The 20675-nt window shown below is 73.9% G+C and carries 20 protein-coding genes and 1 pseudogene; 15 read left to right on the top strand and 6 right to left on the bottom strand.

Features of this window, described 5'->3' with window-relative positions; translation table 11 throughout:
* Positions 1 to 211 precede the first annotated feature (211 nt).
* Together ACWC21_RS23195 and ACWC21_RS23190 are read left to right on the top strand one after the other, a co-directional pair.
* Entirely contained in the window at positions 212 to 1054 is an 843-nt protein-coding gene (locus ACWC21_RS23195) for a polysaccharide deacetylase family protein (RefSeq protein WP_450884702.1), read from the top strand.
* A pseudogene (locus ACWC21_RS23190) lies at positions 1051 to 1317 on the top strand (hypothetical protein). Before ACWC21_RS23195 ends, ACWC21_RS23190 begins: the two are co-directional and overlap by 4 nt.
* Here the strand turns inward: ACWC21_RS23190 and ACWC21_RS23185 are convergent.
* Complete coding sequence (locus ACWC21_RS23185) at positions 1309 to 1980, bottom strand: ABC transporter (RefSeq protein WP_450884701.1); 672 nt, start codon at positions 1978 to 1980, stop codon at positions 1309 to 1311. The pseudogene ACWC21_RS23190 and the gene ACWC21_RS23185 sit on opposite strands and share 9 nt — an antisense overlap.
* Positions 1977 to 2897: an ABC transporter ATP-binding protein gene (locus tag ACWC21_RS23180; protein WP_450884700.1), complete on the bottom strand. Its 921-nt coding sequence runs from the start codon at positions 2895 to 2897 to the stop codon at positions 1977 to 1979. Before ACWC21_RS23180 ends, ACWC21_RS23185 begins: the two co-directional genes overlap by 4 nt.
* 79 nt (positions 2898 to 2976) lie before the next feature.
* On the opposite strand from ACWC21_RS23180, the gene ACWC21_RS23175 reads away from it, so the two are divergent.
* From ACWC21_RS23175 to ACWC21_RS23145, 7 genes are all read left to right on the top strand, one after another.
* Positions 2977 to 3711, top strand: coding sequence for a peptidyl-tRNA hydrolase (locus tag ACWC21_RS23175; RefSeq protein WP_450884699.1), 735 nt, complete (start codon positions 2977 to 2979; stop codon positions 3709 to 3711).
* Positions 3708 to 4352, top strand: a complete 645-nt coding sequence (locus ACWC21_RS23170) for a TetR/AcrR family transcriptional regulator (RefSeq protein ID WP_450884698.1) — start codon at positions 3708 to 3710, stop codon at positions 4350 to 4352. The genes ACWC21_RS23175 and ACWC21_RS23170 overlap by 4 nt, the downstream gene beginning before the upstream one ends.
* A 9-nt stretch (positions 4353 to 4361) precedes the next feature.
* On the top strand, positions 4362 to 4970 hold the full coding sequence (locus tag ACWC21_RS23165; RefSeq protein ID WP_450884697.1) for a TIGR03086 family metal-binding protein: 609 nt from the start codon (positions 4362 to 4364) through the stop codon (positions 4968 to 4970).
* Between the two features lie 130 nt (positions 4971 to 5100).
* Positions 5101 to 6411, top strand: coding sequence for a DUF692 domain-containing protein (locus tag ACWC21_RS23160; protein WP_450884696.1), 1311 nt, complete (start codon positions 5101 to 5103; stop codon positions 6409 to 6411).
* 136 nt (positions 6412 to 6547) lie between these two features.
* Positions 6548 to 7324, top strand: a complete 777-nt coding sequence (locus tag ACWC21_RS23155) for a DUF4142 domain-containing protein (RefSeq protein WP_450884695.1) — start codon at positions 6548 to 6550, stop codon at positions 7322 to 7324.
* 97 nt (positions 7325 to 7421) lie between these two features.
* Complete coding sequence (locus tag ACWC21_RS23150) at positions 7422 to 8207, top strand: TIGR04222 domain-containing membrane protein (RefSeq protein WP_450884694.1); 786 nt, start codon at positions 7422 to 7424, stop codon at positions 8205 to 8207.
* A gap of 146 nt (positions 8208 to 8353) precedes the next feature.
* Complete coding sequence (locus ACWC21_RS23145) at positions 8354 to 9982, top strand: alpha/beta hydrolase (protein ID WP_450884693.1); 1629 nt, start codon at positions 8354 to 8356, stop codon at positions 9980 to 9982.
* Between the two features lie 45 nt (positions 9983 to 10027).
* Here ACWC21_RS23145 and hemQ read toward each other — a convergent pair whose 3' ends face one another.
* Positions 10028 to 10759, bottom strand: coding sequence for a hydrogen peroxide-dependent heme synthase (hemQ, locus tag ACWC21_RS23140; protein ID WP_450884692.1), 732 nt, complete (start codon positions 10757 to 10759; stop codon positions 10028 to 10030).
* Positions 10760 to 10763: 4 nt separating this feature from the next.
* Positions 10764 to 12272: a protoporphyrinogen oxidase gene (gene hemG, locus ACWC21_RS23135; protein WP_450884691.1), complete on the bottom strand. Its 1509-nt coding sequence runs from the start codon at positions 12270 to 12272 to the stop codon at positions 10764 to 10766.
* Between the two features lie 158 nt (positions 12273 to 12430).
* Between hemG and ACWC21_RS23130 the strand changes: the two genes are divergently transcribed.
* Positions 12431 to 13396, top strand: a complete 966-nt coding sequence (locus tag ACWC21_RS23130) for a DUF4349 domain-containing protein (protein ID WP_450884690.1) — start codon at positions 12431 to 12433, stop codon at positions 13394 to 13396.
* A 36-nt stretch (positions 13397 to 13432) separates the two neighbouring features.
* The gene (locus ACWC21_RS23125; RefSeq protein ID WP_450884689.1) at positions 13433 to 14833 is read left to right on the top strand and encodes an FAD-dependent oxidoreductase; all 1401 of its coding nucleotides are present in this window, start codon (positions 13433 to 13435) and stop codon (positions 14831 to 14833) included.
* Between the two features lie 23 nt (positions 14834 to 14856).
* Here ACWC21_RS23125 and ACWC21_RS23120 read toward each other — a convergent pair whose 3' ends face one another.
* Complete coding sequence (locus tag ACWC21_RS23120) at positions 14857 to 15159, bottom strand: hypothetical protein (RefSeq protein WP_450884688.1); 303 nt, start codon at positions 15157 to 15159, stop codon at positions 14857 to 14859.
* A 92-nt stretch (positions 15160 to 15251) separates the two neighbouring features.
* Between ACWC21_RS23120 and ACWC21_RS23115 the strand changes: the two genes are divergently transcribed.
* Entirely contained in the window at positions 15252 to 16085 is an 834-nt protein-coding gene (locus tag ACWC21_RS23115; protein ID WP_450884687.1) for a rhomboid family intramembrane serine protease, read from the top strand.
* 231 nt (positions 16086 to 16316) lie between these two features.
* Here ACWC21_RS23115 and hemE read toward each other — a convergent pair whose 3' ends face one another.
* Positions 16317 to 17393: a uroporphyrinogen decarboxylase gene (hemE, locus tag ACWC21_RS23110; RefSeq protein ID WP_450884686.1), complete on the bottom strand. Its 1077-nt coding sequence runs from the start codon at positions 17391 to 17393 to the stop codon at positions 16317 to 16319.
* A gap of 107 nt (positions 17394 to 17500) precedes the next feature.
* On the opposite strand from hemE, the gene ACWC21_RS23105 reads away from it, so the two are divergent.
* The 3 genes from ACWC21_RS23105 to ACWC21_RS23095 all read left to right on the top strand — a co-directional run bounded on the left by ACWC21_RS23105 (position 17501) and on the right by ACWC21_RS23095 (position 20622).
* Positions 17501 to 18178, top strand: a complete 678-nt coding sequence (locus ACWC21_RS23105) for a DUF3000 domain-containing protein (RefSeq protein WP_388800204.1) — start codon at positions 17501 to 17503, stop codon at positions 18176 to 18178.
* A 359-nt stretch (positions 18179 to 18537) separates the two neighbouring features.
* A complete protein-coding gene (locus ACWC21_RS23100) occupies positions 18538 to 19197 on the top strand; it encodes a response regulator transcription factor (RefSeq protein ID WP_181808392.1) in 660 nt (219 codons plus the stop codon).
* A gap of 135 nt (positions 19198 to 19332) precedes the next feature.
* On the top strand, positions 19333 to 20622 hold the full coding sequence (locus ACWC21_RS23095) for a ribonuclease D (RefSeq protein WP_450884685.1): 1290 nt from the start codon (positions 19333 to 19335) through the stop codon (positions 20620 to 20622).
* The last annotated feature ends 53 nt before the right edge of the window (positions 20623 to 20675 follow it).

Raw genomic sequence — 20675 nt, 5'->3', positions numbered from 1 at the left:
CGAGTCCGCCGGGTCGGGGTAGGTCCGTCCCGTCCCGCCCTCACCGACGACGTGGACGTCGACGTGGCCGTGATCGGTGCGAGCGTGGCCGGGCTGAGCACGGCGCACGAGCTTGGGACCTGTGAGGGGGTTGCCGCCGGGCGGGTGACCGCACCGCCGAGCCATACATAAGATCGTCGGGCATACGGACCTTCCGCCCTATTTTCGTACGGTGATCAGACCTGTACGACGAATCGCGGCCCTCTGCGTCCTGGGCGCGGCCCTCGCCGCCTGCGGCACCGCCGGAACGCCCCACGCCGGTCACCCGGCCCCCGCGAGGCCCGCCCCGTCCGCCTCGCACCCGCCCACCCTCACCCCCGGCCCGGGCGGCCTGACACCGGTCTTCAAGAACGGACCGCGGACCCGGGGGAAGACGGTCGCGCTCACTTTCGACGCCGACATGACCGCCGACGAGGGGCCGCGCGCGGCGGCGGGCGAGCACTTCGACAACCCGGCGCTGATCGCCACGCTGCGATCGCTGAAGGTGCCGGCCACCGTGTTCATGACCGGCCGGTGGGCGGACCAGTACCCGGCCGAGGCCCGCTCCCTCGGCCGCGACCCGCAGTTCGAGGTCGCCAACCACTCCTACAGCCATTACGCCTTCACCGGGGACTGCTACGGCCTGCCGACCGTCCCGGCGGACCGGATGCGCTCGGAGGTGGAGCGGGCGTACACCTCCCTCCGCAAGGCGGGCGTGCCGCACCCGATGCCGTACTTCCGCTTCCCCGGCGGCTGCTACGACCAGCGGGCGCTGCGCGCACTGGGCGGCCTCGGGGTCACGGCCGTGCAGTGGGACGTGGTGAGCGGCGACGCGTTCGCCACGGACGCGGACGCGGTGGCCCGGCAGGTGCTGGACGGGGTGCGGCCGGGGTCGGTCGTCGTCATGCACTGCACGCGCAGCGCGGCCCCGACGACGGAGCGGGCGGTGCGCACGGTCGTGCCGGAACTGCGCAAGCGGGGCTACCGGTTCGTGAAGGTGTCGGAGCTGATCGGGGCCACGGGCGCGGGGCGGTGAGCCGCTTACGCTGGGGTGCGGACCACTGCACGATCGCCGACGCCACCAGGCCGCCCAAGGCCGACGGGCCGCCGTACGCCATGGGGGTGCCCCCGCTCGAGCGAAGCCGAGAGTGGGGGAGCGTGCTGTGCCGGGAGCCGACGGAGTACCCGGAGTCGTACAAAGGCATCACACTGTGCCCCCGGTGAATGGGGGTCCCCCCGCTCGAGCGAAGCCGAGAGTGGGGGAGGCAGGAGGCGCAGCGCACCGCCTGTTCAGGGTGAGCGGCGGGCGGTGAGCGCGCAGGCCAGGGCGGCGGACGCGGCCGCGAGCAGCGCCGCCCCGGCGAGCGGCAGCAGCGGCAGCGGGACGTGGCCGGACTGCGAGCCGGTGACCAGCCCGCGTACCGCCGCCTGCGCCGGGGAGCCGGCCACCACCAGCACCAGCAGCGCGGCCAGCAGCATCGCGGGCACCGCCCGGCCGGGCGAGCGCAGCAGCGGCCAGTTGGTGAGGGCGCCGACGGCCGTGCCCAGCAGGGCGCAGGCCAGCGCGGCCAGGATGCCGGCGGCACCGGCGTCGAGCCGCGGTACGCGGACCTTGTCCCCGACGCTCGCCGGATCGCTGATCCAGGTCACGGCCAGGACGGCCACCGTGCCGAGCGCCGCCGAGGCGGACAGGGCCACCAGCAGGCAGGCCAGATGCGCCCTGCCGGGTCCGGCCGCCGCGGCGACACAGGTACGGGCCGCGGGCGGTTCGTTGGTGACGCAGATCCGCACCAGCCAGGCGGCGACCGGCAGCAGGGCGGCGGCGGTGTAGCCGAGCGAGTCGAGCACCGGCTGCCCGCCCTGCACCCCGATGGCCAGGAACGCCGCGTACAGGAGGAACGGCGGCAGCCAGCGCTGGGAGCGCAGCAGCAGGGCGGCCTGGTAGCGCAGGAGGGCGGTCATGGGCGGCTTTCCGTGTCGGGGTCGATGTGAGTGTCGATGTGGGTGTCGATGTGGGTGTCGATTCCGGGGGCGTGGTCGCCGGGGTGCACGCCGACCACGTGCCAGGGCGGACGTGCCGTCAGCAGCGCACGCAGCACCACGTCCGAGTGGGAGGCGGGGACACCGAGCCGGTAGGTGCCGGGCGTCTCCTCCTCGACCGTGGTGACCGCCCTGACCGCCTCGTCGGGCAGCGGGCCGCCCGGCGGCCCCTGTACGGTGACGAGCCTGTGCGGCCCGGTCGGCGCGGGCGCCCGGCCCGTACGGCGGTTGAGGGCACCGTCGACGACCGCGTACGTGGCGTCGGCCGCCGCGGCGAGGCGGCGCGGGTCGTGGTCGACGAACACGACGGCACCTCCCGCCGCCACGCGTTCGGCCACCGACCGCTCCAGTTCCGCCCGGGCCGCGGTGTCCAGTCCGGTCCACGCCTCGTCGAGGACGAGCAGTTCGGGTTCGGCGAGCAGCGCCTGCGCGACCGCCACCTTCTGGCTGCTGCCCTTGGACAGCCGGTCCATCGGCGTCCGGGCGTACGCCCCCGCGCCGAAGCGGTCCAGCCATTCGGCCGCAGCGCGGGGTGCCGCCCGGCGGGACAGGCCGTGCACGGTGCCGAGGTGCGTCAGGTAATCGACGGCGGTGAACGGAAGGGCCGGTGGGAACCGCTCCGGGACGTAGGCCGTGCGCGGGCGGCCCAGGACACGGCCTTCGCCGGGGGCGTCGATCCCGGCGAGCAGGCGCAGCAGGGTGGACTTGCCGGTGCCGTTGGCGCCTTCGACCCGGGTGAGGGTCCCCGGCGCCAGGGCCAGGTCGACGCCGCGCAGCACCCAGGGGCCGCGCAGACCGTAGCGGCGGCCCACACGCTCGAGCCTCAACTCACCTGTCATGAGTGGACATCCTCGCTCCCGTTCCCGTCGTCCGCACGTGCCCGGAAGAACCGATCTTCCGCCTGGCAGACTGGAGGACGTGACCAGCGACCCCACCGTTCCGGGCGATCCCACCGTTCCCGGCGACAGCCCGTTCCGCTCCGAGCGCACCGCGCGCGACGAGGCTCCGCAGTTCGTCCTGCCCCTCGTGGTGCGGCTCGAGAAGACGGCGCCCCCGGCGCGTACCGACGCGCTGGAGACCGCCGCCCGTGCCGTGCTCATGATGCTCGGCGACGAGCGGTCGACGGGGGACGGTGAGTGGGCCGGGGCCCTGCGGGACTGGGAGGACGCCCGGATCCGGAAGGTGGTCAGGCGGGCCCGGGGGGCCGAGTGGCGGCGGGCGGAGGCGCTGCCCGGGATCACGGTCACCGGGAAGGCGGCGGAGGTCCGGGTGTTCCCGCCCGTCCCCCTGGACGGCTGGCCCAAGGACCTGGCCAGGCTGCAGGTGTCCGGCACCGAGCTGGACGACCCGGAGCCGCCCGCCGACGCCGACCCCGCGGCGCCCGTGCTGTGGCTGAACCCGGAGCTGGACATGTCCGCGGGCAAGGCGATGGCCCAGGTGGGCCACGGTGCCCAGCTCGCCTGGTGGGAGCTGTCCGACGAGGAGCGGGCCGCCTGGCGCGAGGCCGGCTTCCCGCTGGCCGTGCGCACCGCCGCTCCGACCCGATGGGCCGAGCTGACGGTCTCGGGACTTCCGTTGGTGCGTGACGCCGGCTTCACGGAGATCGCTCCCGGCTCGTGCACGGTGGTCGCCGACCATCCGGCGCTGCGGTGACCAAGCCCGACGGCCGGGTGGAGCGCGGCAACCGGACCCGGCGGTCGGTGCTGCGCCGTACCGTCGAGATCGCTTCCGTGGAGGGGCTCGAGGCGCTGTCCGTCGGGCGGCTGGCCACGGAGCTGGGGCTCAGCAAGAGCGGGGTGTTCGCGCTCTTCGGGTCCAAGGAGGAGCTGCAACTGGCCACCGTGCGGGAGGCGGGCCGGATCTTCGCCGCAGAGGTGACGGAACCTGCCGCCGAGGCCCCGGTGGGAGTCGCACGGGTGTGGCGGCTGTGCGAGCTGTGGCTGGAGTACTCCCGGCGACGGGTCTTTCCCGGAGGCTGTTTCTTCTACGGCGTCATCGCCGAGTTCGACGCCCGGCACGGGCCGGTGCACGACGCGATGGTGCGCGCCCAGCGCTGGTGGACGGCCGAGGTGGAGCGCACGGTCGAGGAGGCACGCACCGCGGGTGAGCTGCGGGACGACACGGACGTGCCGCAACTGGCCTTCGAACTGGTGGCGTTGATGGAGACCGCGAACGCCGTCTCCGTGCTGCACGACGAGGAGCTCGCCTACCGCAGGGCGCGGGTGGGCATCGCGGCACGGCTGCGGGACGCGGTGACGGAGAAACAACTAGCACGACCGTTCGCACAGTTTTAGGCTCGGTCCATGACTGTCACCGGTACGGACATCGTCGAGCTCGACCGCATCGCCGTGCGGGAGGCGGTGCGGATGGTGGAACTGGCACAGGACAAGGACTGGGAGCGGGGCACCCCGTGCACGGGGTGGACGCTGCGGCGGCTCGTGGCGCACATGACCGCGCAGCACCACGGGTTCGCGGCGGCCGCGCGGGGAGCGGGGATGGAGGCGGCGCACTGGCGGGAGTCCGGGGAACCGGGCGAGCCCGCACAGGCACACCGGGTCGCCGCCGACGCCGTACTCGCCGCCTTCACCGAGCCGGGCGTGCTGGAAAGGGAGTTCGGGCTCGCCGAGCTGGGGCTGAGCGTTCCGGGCCGGACGGCGGTCGGCTTCCACCTCGTGGACTACGTGGTGCACGCCTGGGACGTGGCCGCCACGCTCGGCAGGGGCCTGGACCTGCCGGACGAGGTACTCGACGCGGCGCTCGCCGTGGCCCGGCGGGTGCCGGCCGGCCCGGACCGGCGCGGGCCGGGCTTCCCCTTCGCCGCCGCGCTCCCGGTGCCGGGGAGCGCCGGGACACTGGAGGAGACACTGCGACTGCTGGGGCGCTCACCGGAGCAGTGGCCCGTGCGGGGCTGAGGGGGACCGGCGGCCGGGGGCGCCGGCACGAACCTCAAATGTTGCTCTGAAGGTGCGGGCCGCCGGATTCACGGCCCGGCGCCGGGGCCATACCCCCCTCACGCCGGAACACGGGTGGAGGGGGCGGGCGATGCAGCGACTGGGCACGGGGATCGGCTGGCGGCCGGAGATCGCGGACGCGGTGGAGCGCATGCCGGGCATCGACTGGGTCGAGGTCGTGGCGGAGAACGTGTGCTCCGGCCACCTCCCCGAGTCGCTGGAGCGGCTGCGCGAGCGCGGGGTGACCGTGGTGCCGCACGGTGTCTCGCTCGGCCTCGGGGGCGCCGACCGGCCCGACGCCGGGCGGCTGACGGCCCTGGCCGAGCGGGCCGCGGCATGGGGCGCCCCACTCGTCACCGAGCACATCGCGTTCGTCCGCGCGGGCGGCCCGCTGACCGCCTCGCCGCACCTGGAGGCGGGCCATCTGCTGCCGGTGCCGCGCACCCGGGACGCCCTCGACGTGCTCTGCGAGAACGTGCGCATCGCCCAGGACGCGCTGCCGGTGCCGCTCGCCGTGGAGAACATCGCGGCACTGATCGCCTGGCCGGGCGAGGAGATGACGGAGGGGCAGTTCCTGTACGAGCTGGCCGACCGGACCGGGGTACGCCTGCTGATCGACGTGGCGAACCTGCACACCAACCACGTCAACCGGGGCGAGGACCCCGCCGAGGCACTGGCCGGACTGCCCCTGGAGGCCATCGCGTACGTCCATGTCGCGGGCGGCTTCGAGCGGGACGGCGTCTGGCACGACAGCCACGCCCACCCCGTGCCCGAGCCGGTCCTCGGCATCCTCAGCGACCTGGCCTCCCGTGTCGACCCGCCCGGGGTGCTGCTGGAGCGGGACGAGAACTTCCCGGAACCGTCCGCACTGGAGCGGGAGTTGGCGGCGATCCGGGAAGCCGTGGGGAAGGGGCGGGCGTCGGGGGGCGCCCCTTCCCCGAGGACGGCCGAAGCCTCCACCCCGTCGGGGCATGCACCCTCGGAGGCGGCCCGCCAGCGCCTCGGCCTCTCCCAGGCCGCGGTGCTGTCCGCGCTCGTGGCCGGGACACCGGTGCCGGAGGGGTTCGACCGGACGAGGATGCGGGTGCAGGCACGGGCACTCGCGGCGAAGCGGGCCGACGTGGTGGCGAAGGTGGCGCCCGAACTGCCGGAGATCCTCGGCGAGGGGTACCGGGCCGCGTTCCTCGGCTATGCCCAGGGGCAGCCGATGACCGGGGGCTACCGGCAGGACGCGCTCGACTTCGCCGGGCACCTGCTGTCCGCGGGGCGGTGCGCGAATCCCCGGGTGCGGCGGGAGCTGCGGGAGTGGTGGCTGGAGCGGTCGGGGCCGGTGCCGCGCTCCAGCCGTCCTGTGGTGCGGGCGGCCCGCGCGGCACGGAGGGCACTGATGCGGCAGGCGTGACGGTGTCGCCGACTTCACGTCTGAATTCAGATGATTTGCCATCTTATGCGGTACGGCAGTCGCAGAAGAGGCGCAGTAACATGCCAACTCCGCACCCCTGGAAGCACTGGTGTGCGGTGCCGCAACAGGAGGCACCATGCGACCGCGACCCCCCGCCAAGGGACGAGGCATATTCAGCGGCACCGGGATCATCATCGCGGGCCTCACCGCGACGCTCGCGGCACTGATCTTCCCGGTGTGGTCGTACACCGACCAGCCGAAGACGGCCGGCGCCGACGTACTGCAGGCGGACACGTACCTCACGCAGTACGGACCGCTGTCCGCCCAGGACCGCGACTTCATCACCAAGGTCCGGCTGGCCGGGCTGTGGGAGCTGCCCGCCGGCCGGCTGGCGGAGCAGAAGGGCACCACGGCGGCCGTACGGACGGCGGGGCGGCACCTGGTCGACGGTCACACCTTCCTCGACGAGCGCGTCCGGGACGTCGCCGGAAAGCTGGGCCTCGGACTGCCGAACGAACCCACCGACCAGCAGAAGCAGTGGCTCGCCACCCTGCAGTCGGCGCAGGGGGAGGACTTCGACCGCCAGTTCGCCAACATCGCGCGGCTCGCGCACGGCAGGGTGTTCTCGGTGGTCGCCCAGGTACGCGCGGGCACACAGAACTCGCTGGTGCGCAGTCTCGCCGACGACGCCAACACCACCGTCCTGGACCACATCGAGGCCCTGGAGGCCACGGGGTACGTGGACTTCGCCGCGCTGGCCCGTGACCTCACCGCGAGCGGCACGCCCACTCCCCCCGGCTCCGGCGTGCCGAGCGTCGCCACCGGCTCCCCGGTCCCGGCCAACCCGTCACCGGTCCCGAGCTACACGCTCCCGCCCGCCGCCTCCAGCCCGCCGCCGTCCAGCGGCTCCTGAACAGCGCGGCGAAGCGCAACGTCACACATCGGCAACACTGTGTCCGGATCGTGAACAGGGCATGGAGTTTCCCAGACCACTGGCATAGAAACTTGTCATGTTCTGGCTCCTTCTCTTGCTGCTGGCCTGGGCCGTCGCCGGTACGGCGTGCACCCGGCTGTGCCTGGCCGCCGTGCGCGCGGCGGCAGTCGACAGGCAGGGCGCGATCGCGGGCCGGGAGCACGATCTGACGCTGTACGAGGCGGCGTTCCTGTCCGGCGGGCCGGCCCGGGTCGCCGATCTGACCATGGTCTCCATGGCGCGGCAGCGGCGACTGCTGCTCGCGCACACGGGCTGGGCGACCGTCGTCGACCCGCGCGGGCGGGACGACATGGAGCGGTCGGTGATAGGCGCCATCGGCCCGGAGGGACAGTCCCGCATCGGGCCCGTGCGGTCCGCGGCAGCGGGCGCGGAAGCGGTGCGCAGCCTCGCCGACTCCCTGGTGCGCGCGGGGCTCGCGCTGCCCGACGGGGCCCGCACGACCGTGGCGGACGGCGTCCGCCAGGTGCGGGTCGCCGCCCTGGCCGTGCTCGCGCTGGGCGCGACCGCACTGCTGACGCCCGCGCCGACCCAGATGCCGCGCGAGCTCGTCGCCCTGTGGTTCGCGCTGCCCCTCGCCCTCACCCTGAGCTGCCTGGCGATAGCCCGGGTCGAGGCGCACCCCTACTCCCGCTGGGCGTCCCCGGCCGGGCAGCGGCTGCTCGGCGCGCTGACCCTGCGGTCCGGCGACCCGGGTGGCGACCGGGGTTATCTGACCTCCGTCGCCGTACGCGGCATCCGCGCGATCGGCGAACCGGAACTGCGCGCGGCCTTGGCGCACCGCGACCAGCCCTGCCGGGACTGAGGGCACCGGGGACACCCGCCTCCGGGGGCGCACGGGGGGCATTCGCGCCGACACCGCCCGGATGGTGCTTGCCTTCGTCGTCCTTCGTACGAAACATCCCTTTTGTCCCGGCGGTTCGCCGCCGCCCGCTGCGAAAGGGTTACGCGATGAGAGCTGCCGTCCTCTACTCGGCCGCCGGGTCCTTGCTGTTGACCACCCTGGCCGCCGTCCCCGCCGACGGCGCGCCCGGCGTCCCGAAGGCGGCCCGGCTGCGCGGCATCGAGGTGGCCGCCGCCCGTGCGCGTGCGGCCGGCATCGACTTCGGTACGTGCCCGGCCGAGCAGAACGCGCCGGACGGCCTGCAGTGCGGCACGGTGACCGTCCCGCTGGACTACGCGCACCCCGACGGCCGGCAGATCCGGCTGACCGTGAGCCGGGTGCGGGCGACCCACAAGGACCCGCGCAACAGCAAGCGCAAGGTGCCCCGCCAGGGCGCCCTCGTCTTCAATCCGGGCGGCCCGGGCGGCTCCGGCATGTACTTCCCGCTGGTCGGCCTGCTGCCCGAGTGGAAGCGCATCGCGGCCGCCTACGACCTCGTCGGCTACGCCCCGCGCGGGGTGGGCCGTTCGGCGCCGCTGTCCTGCCAGGACCCCAAGCGGTTCCTCGGCGGCCCCACCCCGGCACCGACGCACCCCTCGACCGCCTACAAGAAGAAGCGCATCGCCCAGGCGAAGGCGTACGCGCGCGGCTGCGCCCAGCGGTCCGGGAGCGCTCTGCGGTACTACAACTCCCTCAACAACGCCCGTGATCTGGACGTCCTGCGCGCCGCGCTGGGTGAGGACAGGCTGACGTTCCTGGGCGCCTCGTACGGCACCTACTTCGGGGCGCTGTACGCCACGCTGTTCCCCTCGCACGTACGGCGGATGGTCCTGGACTCGGCGGTGAACCCCGACCCCGCGCGGGTCTGGTACCGGGACAACCTCGACCAGTCGGCCGCGTTCGAGGGCCGCTGGGCCGACTTCCGGGAGTGGGCTGCCCGGCACGACGACGTGTACGGGCTGGGCGACACGGCGGAGAAGGTCCGGCGCGGCTACGAGACGGCGCGGGCGCGGCTGGCCGCCCGGCCGGCGGGCGGGAAGGTGGGCCCCGGGCAGCTGCAGGCGGCGTTCCTGTCGGCCGCGTACTACGACGACTACTGGCCGAGCCGCGCCGCGGCGCTGTCGGCGTACCTGAAGGGTGATCCGGGGCCGCTGCTCCGGGTGGCGGCGCCGAACCCGCAGACGGCCGCCGAGGCGGAGAACACGAGCGCGGTCTACACCGCCGTCGAGTGCAACGACGCGCCCTGGCCGACCAGTTGGGCGGTGTGGGACCGCGACAACACCCGGCTCGCGCGGAGGGCGCCCTTCGAGACCTGGGAGAACACGTGGATGAACCTGCCCTGCGCCTACTGGCCTGCGCCCCGGCAGCGGCCGCTCGACGTGCGGACCGGGCCGGGTGAGCTGCCGCCGACGCTGATCCTGGCCGCCGAGCGGGACGCGGCCGCGCCGTACGGCGGAGCGCTGGAGATGCACCGGCGGCTGGCGGACTCGGTGCTGGTGACCGAGCGGGACGCGGGAACGCACGGCATCGCCGGCGGGGCGAACCCCTGCGTCAACGCCCACCTCGAGGCGTATCTGCTGCAGGGCCGCCTCCCGGTGCGGCACGCGTCCTGCGCGCCGCACCCGGAGCCGAAGCCAGGCGCGCCCCGCGAGCGGGCCCTGAGGGACCGGCTGAAGGGCAAGGCCGACCGGACCTGAAGCGGTGCGGAAACCGTACGGAACCCGCACGGACCGCCGTAGGGATCAGGCCAGCCCCGCCACCAGCTCGGCGACGTCCTTGCGGCGCCCCGTGTAGAACGGGACTTCCTCCCGGACGTGCATACGGGCCTCGGAGGCACGCAGGTGGCGCATGAGGTCGACGATGCGGTACAGCTCGTCGGCCTCGAAGGCCAGGATCCACTCGTAGTCGCCGAGCGAGAACGACGCGACCGTGTTGGCGCGCACGTCCGGGTAGCCGCGGGCCATCTTGCCGTGGTCGGCGAGCATGCGGCGCCGGTCCTCGTCGGGCAGCAGGTACCAGTCGTAGGAGCGCACGAACGGGTAGACGCTGACGTAGTTGCGCGGCGTCTCGTCGGCGAGGAACGCCGGGATGTGCGAGCGGTTGAACTCGGCCGGACGGTGCAGCGCCATGTTGGACCAGACCGGCGCGAGGGCGCGGCCCAGCTTCGTGCGGCGGAAGAGGTTGTACGCCTCCTGGAGCTGGTCGCTGGTCTCGGCGTGCCACCAGATCATCAGGTCGGCGTCGGCGCGCAGCCCGGAGACGTCGTACGTGCCGCGGATCGTCACGTCCTTCGCGGCGAGCTGGTCGAACAGCTCCTGTACCTCGTCGGCGTAGCCCGCGCGGTCCTCGGGCAGCACGTCCTTCAGCTTGAAGACGGACCACAGGGTGTAGCGGATGACCTCGTTGAGGTCCTTGGCCAGCTTGCCCTTGTTCGGGACCCTGCCGGACTCGGTGGTGGGGGCGTCGTCACTCATGGACCTATTCTCCCGCTCCGCCGTGCAGGCTCTGCACCGGGTTGGCGGTGAGCTCCTCCACGCCCGCCCGTCGCCCACCACCACCCTCGACCGAAGCGCTTCGCGCTGCACCTGTTGATTCCAGGTCACCGCCGAGCCGGTCCACCGCGGCGTAGGCGCTCGCGATGCAGGCCGGGATGCCCACGCCGTCGTACTGCGCGCCGCACACGGCCAGGCCCGGCAGCTTCGCGACGTGCTCGCGGATACGGGCCACGCGCGCGTGGTGTCCGACGGGGTACTGGGGCAGGCCGTCGGTCCAGCGGGTGACGCGGGTCTCCAGGGGGGTGGCGGCCAGCCCGGTGGCCGCGCGCAGGTCGCGCCGGGAGACCTCCACCAGCTCGGCGTCCGCGCGCCGAAGGATCTCCGTCTCGGCGTACCGCCCGACGGAGGTGCGCAGGACCACGACCCCCGGGTCCTCGTCGGCGATCCAGCCCCACTTCCGGGAGGCGAAGGTGGAGGCCTTGATGGTGCGCCCGTCGACGGGCGGGACGAGGAAGCCGCTGCCGTCCGGCAGGGTGACGTCGGCGCTGCGGTAGGCGAGGGTGACCAGGGCCATGGAGGCGTACTCGACCCCGCGCAGTTCGGCGGCGGCCTCCGGGGACTCGGCGGCCAGCAGCCCGGCGGCGGCCGGGGCGGGGACGGCGACGACCACGGCGTCGGCGTGCAGCACGCGGTCACCGGCCGCGACCCGCCAGCCGCCGCCGGGCTCCCGGCGCAGTCCGTCCACCGGCGCCCCGGTGACGATCTCGCCGCCACGGCCGCGCACCGACTCCGCGACCGCGAGCGGCAGCCGGCCCACACCGCCCTCGATGCCCATGAACACCGGCCCGGTCTGCTGCTGGGCGGCCGCCTTCGCCTGGATCTCGCGGACCGCCTCCGTCAGGGAGGTGTGGGTGCGGGCGGCCTGGAAGAGCTGGGGCACGGCCGAACGCATCGAGATGCGGTACGCGTCGCCCGCGTAGACCCCGCCCAGGAGCGGCTCGACGAGGCGGTCGACGACCTCGCGGCCCAGCCGCGCCGCCACGTACTCCCCCACCGCCACGTCGTCGCCGACCTCCGTGCGGGGCAGGTCGGCGTCGCGCTCGATACGGGCCAGGCCCTCCTCGGACAGCACACCGGTCAGGGCGGCGGCGCTGCCGGGGACGCCCATGACGTGCCCCTTGGGCATGGGGCGCAGGGCGCCGCGGGTCCAGATCGAGGCCGTCGCGGTCGCCGGGGGCTGCAGGCGGTCGGCCAGGCCGACCTCGCGCGCGAGGGCCACCGCCTCGGGGCGGCGCGCCAGCATCGACTCGGCGCCCAGGTCGACGCGCACGCCCGCGATCTCGCCGGGCAGCAGCTTGCCGCCGACCCGGTCGGACGCCTCGAGCACGGTGACCCGCGCCCCTCGGTCCAGCAGCCGGTGGGCGGCGGCCAGCCCCGCGATGCCCGCTCCTACGACGACGACATGGCCCGCGCCCGTACGTGATCCGCTCATGGCCCCACCCTCTCACCCGCCGCCGGTCCCCGTGCCAGGGCCTTGTGGCCCCGGCGCGATGTGACCGTGACCGCATCGGAACCGTTTCCCCCCGGCCCGCCGCCCCCTCCCCGCGTCGAAGGAACACCAGTCGTCGCAACCCCCGGGGGTACCGCCCGATGCGCACACCACGATCCCTGCGGCCCGTTCGGGCCCTGTCCGCCGTTCTGCTCACCGCGTCCCTCGCGCTCGCCGGATGCAGCGCCGGGAACGACTCCGGCGGCGGTTCGTCCGGCAGCAAGGCCGACGCGGGCACCGCCGCGCAGCCGGGCACGTCCGCCGGCAAGGCGCGCGGCGCCGGTCCCGCCGCCAAGGCGCCCAGGCTCACCGCCTACCACATCATCCGCACCGCCTCCCTCACCGTGCAGGTCGAGGACGTGCCCAAGGCGCTCGACCAGGCCCGTGCCACCGCCGAGAACGCCGGCGGTTACGTCGGGAACGAGACCACCAGCCGGGACTCCGGGGGCCATGAACGCACCCGGGTCGTGCTGCGGGTCCCCACCGACGCGTACGACGAGGTCCTCACCGAGCTGCAGGGCGCGGGCAGGCTCCTCCACCGCACGGCCAAGGCGCAGGACGTCACCGACCAGGTGGTGGACGTCGACAGCCGGATCAGGTCGCAGCGCGCCAGCGTCGCCCGGGTCCGTGAGCTGATGGACCGGGCCGGCAAGCTCAGTGACGTCGTCGCCCTCGAAGGGGAGTTGAGCAGCCGGGAGGCCGACCTCGAGGCGCTGCTCGCCCAGCAGGCGTCCCTGAAGGACCGCACGAGCCTGGCCACCATCACCCTGTCGCTGTCGCAGACGCCGGTGCGGCACGCCGGGAAGGACGACTCCCCCGGCTTCGGGGACGCCCTCGCGGGCGGCTGGCACGCGTTCGTCACGCTGCTGCGCTGGATCGCCCTGGCCGTGGGCGCCGCACTGCCGTTCGCCGCGCTCGCCGCGCTGCTCGCACTGCTGTGGCTGCGGGTCGTACGTCCCCGGCTGCCACGCCGCGCCCCCGCCGCACCCATGGCGACCGCACTGGGCCCGCTGCCGGCGGCCCGCCCGGCCCCGCAGTCGGCACCCACGCCGGAGAACGAGGGCTGAGCGACCCGAAATGCCGCGTGCGCGTAGCGTGTTCGCATGAGCATGAGCGCTGGGCAGGGCGGGACGGAACGACTGGTCGTGATCGGCGGCGACGCCGCGGGGATGTCCGCGGCGTCGCAGGCGCGGCGGCTGCGCGGGCCGGGGGAACTGGAGATCGTGGCCTTCGAGCGCGGCCACTTCACCTCCTTCTCGGCGTGCGGCATCCCGTACTGGGTGGGCGGTGCCGTGCCCGAACGGGACCAGCTGATCGCGCGCACTCCCGAGGAGCACCGCGCGCGGGGGATCGACCTGCGCATGCGCACCGAGGTCGTCGAGATCGACGTGGCCGGGCGGCGGGTACGCGCGCGTGACGTCGATTCCGGCGCCGAGTCCTGGACGTCGTACGACAGACTCGTCATCGCCACGGGAGCCCGTCCGGTCCGTCCCGACCTGCCGGGCGTGGACGCTCCCGGTGTGCACGGTGTGCAGACCCTGGACGACGGTCAGGCCCTCCTCGACACGCTGGCGGGCACGCGCGGCCGTCGTGCGGTGGTCGTGGGTGCCGGTTACATCGGTGTGGAGATGGCCGAGGCGCTGATCGACCGCGGCTTCGAGGTGACGGTCGTCAACCGCGGCACGGAGCCCATGTCGACGCTGGACCCGGACATGGGCCGCCTGGTGCACCGGGCCATGGAGGGCCTCGGCATCACCATGGTGAACGACGCCGAGGTGACGAAGCTGCTCACCGGCGAGGACGGCCGGATCCGCGCGGTGGCCACGGAGGAGGCCGAGTACCCCGCGGACGTCGTCGTCCTGGGCATCGGCGTCCGCCCGGAGACCACGCTCGCCGCTGCGGCGGGCCTCCCCCTCGGCGCCCATGGCGGCCTGCTCACCGACCTCTCCATGCGGGTGCGCGGCCACGAGGACATCTGGGCCGGCGGTGACTGCGTCGAGGTGCTGAACCTGGTCTCCGGCCGGGAGCAGTACGTGCCGCTCGGCACCCACGCCAACAAGCACGGCCAGGTCATCGGCACCAACGTGGGCGGCGGTTACGCCACCTTCCCCGGTGTGGTGGGCACGGCCGTCAGCAAGGTCTGCGACCTGGAGATCGCCCGCACCGGCCTGCGTGAGAAGGACGCCCTCCGGGCGGGCCTGCGTTTCGAGGCGGTGACCATCGAGTCGACGAGCCGTGCGGGCTACTACCCCGGCGCCTCCCCCATGACGGTCAAGATGCTCGCCGAGCACCGCACGGGGCGGCTGCTCGGCGTGCAGATCGTCGGCAGGGAGGGCGCGGGCAAACGGGTCGACGTCGCGGCGGTCGCGCTCACGGCGGGCATGACCGTGGAGCAGATGACCGCCCTGGACCTGGGCTACGCCCCGCCGTTCTCACCGGTGTGGGACCCGGTACTGGTGGCGGCGAGGAAGGCGACGGCGAAGGTGCGCGCGGGGAAGGGCTAGGACTGCGGCGTGATCACCGCGGCTCAGGCCGTGCCGCCGATCCTCGGCAGGGACGTCACTCCGGCGTTGGCGGTCACGTTGGAGCCGGACGACATGGCCGCGGGCTGCTCCCCGGCCGGCTTGGCGTGCGCCGCGGACGCCCGGGCGGACCGCAGCCGGTGGCTCACCGCCTCGTCCAGCGTGACCGGCCGCTGCATCTGCGCGGCCAGCCGCCCCGCCTCCTGGCCGAGCCGTGCCACGTCCTCCCAGGGGAGTCGCACCACGAGGGAGAGCTCCGCCTCGCCGTCGGGCGTGGCGTGCATGGGAGGGGTGATTCGGTCGTTCATCGCCTGATCCTCACGTCGGTTGAGGAGGGATACGCACGTCCGCCCGGCGGTGTTCACCGATTCGTCCGCCGCATCGGGGGCAGTACTTGTGTGTGGTCATCCCCGTCCATGACGTGAACCCCGTGCGCCGCACCCCCTGGGTGACATACGCGCTCATCGCCGCGAACGTCCTCGTGTTCCTGTCCACGCCCGGCATAGCGGGGTCCGTGGCCGGGGGCAGCGACCTGGTGCAGCTGTGCCATCTGCAGGCGTTCATGGACCACTACGCGGCCGTGCCCCGAGAGCTGATCCACCATCAGATGCCGCGGGCGGTCCCGACGGGCGGTGTGGGCATGGGCCCGCACGGCCCCGGCTGCGTGGTGGCGGCGCCGGGCTACGACAAGTCCCCGCCGCTGTCGGTGTTCACCGCGATGTTCCTGCACGGCAGCTGGCTGCACCTGCTGGGCAACATGCTGTTCCTGCTGATCTTCGGCAACAACGTCGAGGACCGGATGGGCCACGTCCGGTACTTCCTCTTCTACGTCGTCTGCGGCTACGCGGCCGGGTACGGCTTCGCGCTGCTCAACGCCTCCTCCGCCGACCCGCTGATCGGCGCGTCCGGGGCGATCGCGGGGGTCCTGGGCGCCTACCTGGTGCTGTATCCGAAGGCCAGGGTCTGGGTCCTTGTCCCGTTCCTGATCTTCCTGCCGCTGCGGCTGCCCGCCTGGCTGGTGCTGGGCTTCTGGTTCGGGCTGCAGGCGGTGTACTCCTCCGGGCACGGCGTGTCCGGCGCCGGCACGGTGGCGTACGCGGCGCACGTCGTCGGCTTCATCGCGGGCATGCTGCTCGCCTGGCCGCTCAAGCCGGGCACGCCGCCCCCGCCGGAGCCGCGCGGCCTGCTGTTCGGCAGGCGGGCCCGGCCCCGGCAGGCCTGGCAGACCTGGTAGGCCCTGTCGTTTGGATCAGGTCGGCTTCAGGTGGCGTGGCCTTCTGGCCGACCCGAGCGGGGGCGATGGGGGTGCCCCCGCGCGAGGCTGTTCGAGCGTGGGGGAGCGTGCAGCTGCAGGGCGGAGGAGGGCGACAACGCGATGGCGGTCCCCCGCTCGAGCGAAGCCGAGAGTGGCGGAGTGCGTGCCAGACCCCGCGACGCCGGGATGATCCGAACGACAGGGCCTGAGTCAGCGGGCGGTCTGCGTGTGCACGTACTCCACGAGCCGGGTCAGCGCGTCCGGGTCGGTGGACGGCATGACACCGTGGCCGAGGTTGAAGACGTGGCCCTCCAGCTTCGCGGCCGCGTCGAGGACCTCGCGGGTCTTGGCCTCGACGACCTCGGTCCCGGCGAACAGGACCGTCGGGTCGAGGTTGCCCTGCAGCGCCTTGCCGGGGCCGACCCGGCGGGCGGCCTCGTCCAGCGGGACGCGCCAGTCGACGCCGACCACGTCCGCACCGGCCTCGCCCATGAGCTTCAGCAGCTCGCCGGTGCCGACGCCGAAGTGGATGCGCGGGACGCCGTACCCGGCGACGGCCTCGAAGACCTTCGCCGAGGCGGGCATCGCCGAGTTGCGGTAGTCGGCGGGGGCCAGGGCTCCGGCCCAGGAGTCGAACAGCTGCACCGCCGAGGCACCCGCCTCGATCTGCACCTTCAGGAACGTGGTGGTGATGTCCGCGAGACGGTCCAGCAGGTCGGCCCACAGCTCCGGGTCGCCGTACATCATCGCCTTGGCGTTCTCGAACGTACGGGACGGGCCGCCCTCGACCAGATAGCTCGCGAGGGTGAACGGCGCGCCCGCGAAGCCGATCAGCGGGGTGCCGCCCAGCTCGCGGGTGAGCAGGCCGACCGCCTCGGTGACGTAGGAGACGTCCTCGGGGGTCAGGTCGCGCAGCCGGGCGAGGTCGGCGCGGGTGCGGACCGGCTCCGCGACGACCGGGCCGACGCCGGGCTTGATGTCGAGGTCGAGACCGATGGCCTTCAGCGGTACGACGATGTCGCTGTAGTAGACCGCCGCGTCCACGCCGTGGCGGCGCACCGGCTGCAGCGTGATCTCCGCGACCAGCTCGGGCCGCGTGCAGGACTCCAGCATCCCGATGCCCTCGCGCGCCTTGTGGTACTCCGGCAGGGAGCGCCCGGCCTGCCGCATGAACCACACGGGCGTGTGCGGCACGGGCTCGCGCCTGCACGCCTTGAGGAAGGCGGAGTCGTACGTCGCGGACGGGGGCGTCGGCTGCCCGCCGGTGGAAGTCTCGTTGGCACTCACGGGGAAAGTCTCGCACGGCGGCGCCGGGGCCCATGCCGGGGTGCGGCGACCACCGGTGCGGGGTGTCTGCCCTGCGCGATGCCCTCGTTCCCCTTACTCTTCCCCGCATGGCTGCGGCTCAGGGACGACTGTCGGACGGCGCTGGTGGGATGGACGACGCGAAGGAGACGGGGGAAGCGGAGGGGCATACGGGCGGCGGGGCTCCGCCGGCCTTCCGGGCCGCGGTCGAGGCGCTGCGGGCCGCCCGGCTGCGGCCGCAGATCGAGGTGGAGCCGACGCCCGCTCCGCAGCGGCTGGCCCCCTTCGCGTACGCCCTGGAGGCTGCGGTCGTCGACGGCGACCAGGATCTCGCCGACGGCCGGCTGGTGCTGCTGCACGATCCGGCCGGGCACGACGCCTGGCGCGGCACCTTCCGGCTGGTGACCCTGGTGCGCGCGGAGCTGGAGCCGGAGATGGCGGCCGATCCGCTGCTGCCCGAGGTGTGCTGGTCGTGGCTGACCGGCGCCCTGCAGGCCCGCGGGCTCACGTACGGCGAGCCGAGCGGCACGGTGACGCGCGCGAGCTCGCACTACTTCGGCGGGCTGTCCGAGCGCCCCGCCGCCTCGCAGATCGAGATCCGCGCCTCCTGGACACCCCGCGAGGGGCTGGGCGGGGTCCCGGAGACCGCCGCCCACCTCGCCTCCTGGTGCGACCTGCTGGCCCAGGTCGCGGGCCTGCCGCCGGCCGCCCCCGGCGACGCGTCCGTGGTGACCCTGCCGCAGCGCAGGGGCCCCCAGTCCCGCTAGTCCACCGGTCCCGCCGCCCCACCAGCCCCGCCGGACCCACCAACCCGTCCCCGGCGGTTCCGCCGGTCCCGCCGACGAGCCGGTGGCGTCCACCCGGCGGTCGGCCGACTCACCCTTCATTGACCCTCTCTTTGTCGATACGGCCACTTTCCGAACCGGAATCGCACCGGCTCGGACCGACTCGATCTTCGGATGATCGATCGCGTGTCCGAATCGCCCGTATTGTTACTCACTGGATCGTGATCATTCCCTAAAGGCGGACACGTTTGGTGCCGAAGACGACTGTGACCTTGAAAGCACGGTTCGTCCCCGCTTCATCCCCACGAGCCGGCCCCGTCCCCGCCACCCCAGGAGGCCTGGTGTCCGTTCTCCTCGAGCAGCCCGCAAGCCTGGTCGCCTACCGCCCGAACAAGCCGACCGCCATGGTGGTCGTGGCCGACCCGCGCGTCCGTTCCACCGTCACCCGCCATCTGTGGGCGCTGGGCGTACGCGACGTCATCGAGGCCTCGTCCATCGCGGAGGCTCGTCCCCGCATCGGCAACCCCCGTGACATCTGCGTCGCCGACGTCCACCTCCCCGACGGCTCCGGCCTGACCCTGCTGTCCGAGACCCGCGCCGCGGGCTGGCCCAACGGCCTCGCGCTGTCCGCCGCCGACGACATCGGCGCGGTGCGCAACGCCCTGGCCGGCGGGGTCAAGGGCTATGTCGTCACCGGCACCCGGACCAACATCGGGCTCCCCACCCGACCCGGTGCCGCCCCCATCGGCGCCGCCGCCCGCATGCACCGCCGCCCCCCGGGTGCCCCGAGTCACCCGGGCGGCTACCGGGAGCTGTCCGGCCGCGAGGTCGAGGTGCTGCGGCTGGTCGCCGAAGGCCAGTCGAACAAGGCGATCGGCGTCTCGATGGGGCTGTCGGCCCTGACCGTCAAGAGCCACCTCGCCCGCATCGCCCGCAAGCTCGGCACGGGCGACCGGGCCGGAATGGTGGCGGTGGCCCTGCGCACCGGGATCATCCACTGACCTCTCCGGCGTTCGTCCATGTGAACCACGGGTTTCACCCGCCTGACCGGTTCCTGACTGGTTTACGCCCCTCCCACGCCCGTCGACGGAACGTTCCGTCGACGGGTGCTGTCCACACACGGATACCCTTGACAGGTGACCGACGCCCAAGAGACCGCAGCAGACATGCCACTGCGCACCACCGGAGGAACCCCTCCGGACGACGGCGGATCCTCTGCGACGACGGCGCCGATTCCTCTGCTCGAGCCACGCGAGGGCATTCCCCCGGTGATCACCGACGAGGCCGCGCTGGCCGAGGTGGTCGCCGCCTTCGCCGCGGGCACCGGCCCCGTCGCCGTCGACGCCGAGCGCGCCTCCGGCTACCGCTACGGCCAGCGCGCCTACCTGGTGCAGCTGCGTCGCGAGGGCGCCGGGACCGCACTGATCGACCCCGTCGCCTGCCCCGATCTCTCGGGCCTCGGCGCGGCGCTGTCGGGCGCCGAGTGGGTGCTGCACGCGGCCACCCAGGATCTGCCCTGTCTGCGTGAGATAGGCATGGTGCCCAGCAGCCTGTTCGACACCGAGCTGGCCGGGCGGCTCGCCGGGTTCCCCCGGGTCGGCCTCGGCGCGATGGTCGAGGGCGTCCTGGGCTTCGTACTGGAGAAGGGCCACTCCGCCGTCGACTGGTCGACCCGGCCGCTGCCCGAGCCGTGGCTGAGGTACGCGGCGCTGGACGTCGAGCTGCTGGTCGACCTGCGCGACGCCCTGGAGAAGGAGCTGGACCGGCAGGGCAAGCTGGAGTGGGCCCGGCAGGAGTTCGACGCCATCGCGGCCGCGCCGCCCGCCGAGCCGCGCAAGGACCCCTGGCGCCGTACGTCCGGCATGCACAAGGTGCGCCGCCGGCGGCAGCTGGCCGTCGTGCGCGAACTGTGGCAGACGAGGGACCGTATCGCCCAGCGGCGGGACGTGTCGCCGGGCAAGGTGCTCGGTGACGCCGCCATCGTCGAGGCCGCCCTCGCCCTGCCGGGCAGCGTGCACGCCCTGGCGGCGCTGAACGGGTTCGGCCACCGGATGGGGCGGCGGCAGCTCGAGCAGTGGCAGGCGGCGGTGGACCGCGCCAAGGCGCTTCCCGACGCGCAGCTGCCGCAGCCGGGGCAGCCGGTCGCCGGGCCGCCTCCGCCCCGGGCGTGGGCCGACAAGGACCCCTCCGCCGCGGCACGCCTCTCGGCGGCTCGGGCGGGGGTGTCCTCGCTGGCCGAGCGGCTGAACATGCCTCAGGAGAACCTGATCACCCCGGACACGGTGCGGCGGCTCTGCTGGGAGCCGCCGAAGAGTGTGGACGACGAGTCCGTGGCAGCGGCTCTCGCCGGGCACGGGGCGCGGGCCTGGCAGGTGGAGCTGGTGACGCCGGTGCTTGTCGCTGCGCTGGCTGCGGAGGGGGCCTGAGCGCCGTAGGGGGTTCTGATGTGCGGCGGCCGCGGGTTGTCCATGGCTGGTCG

Source organism: Streptomyces sp. NPDC001348 (genome assembly GCF_053597535.1).
This window is presented reverse-complemented; position numbering and strand designations above follow the sequence as displayed.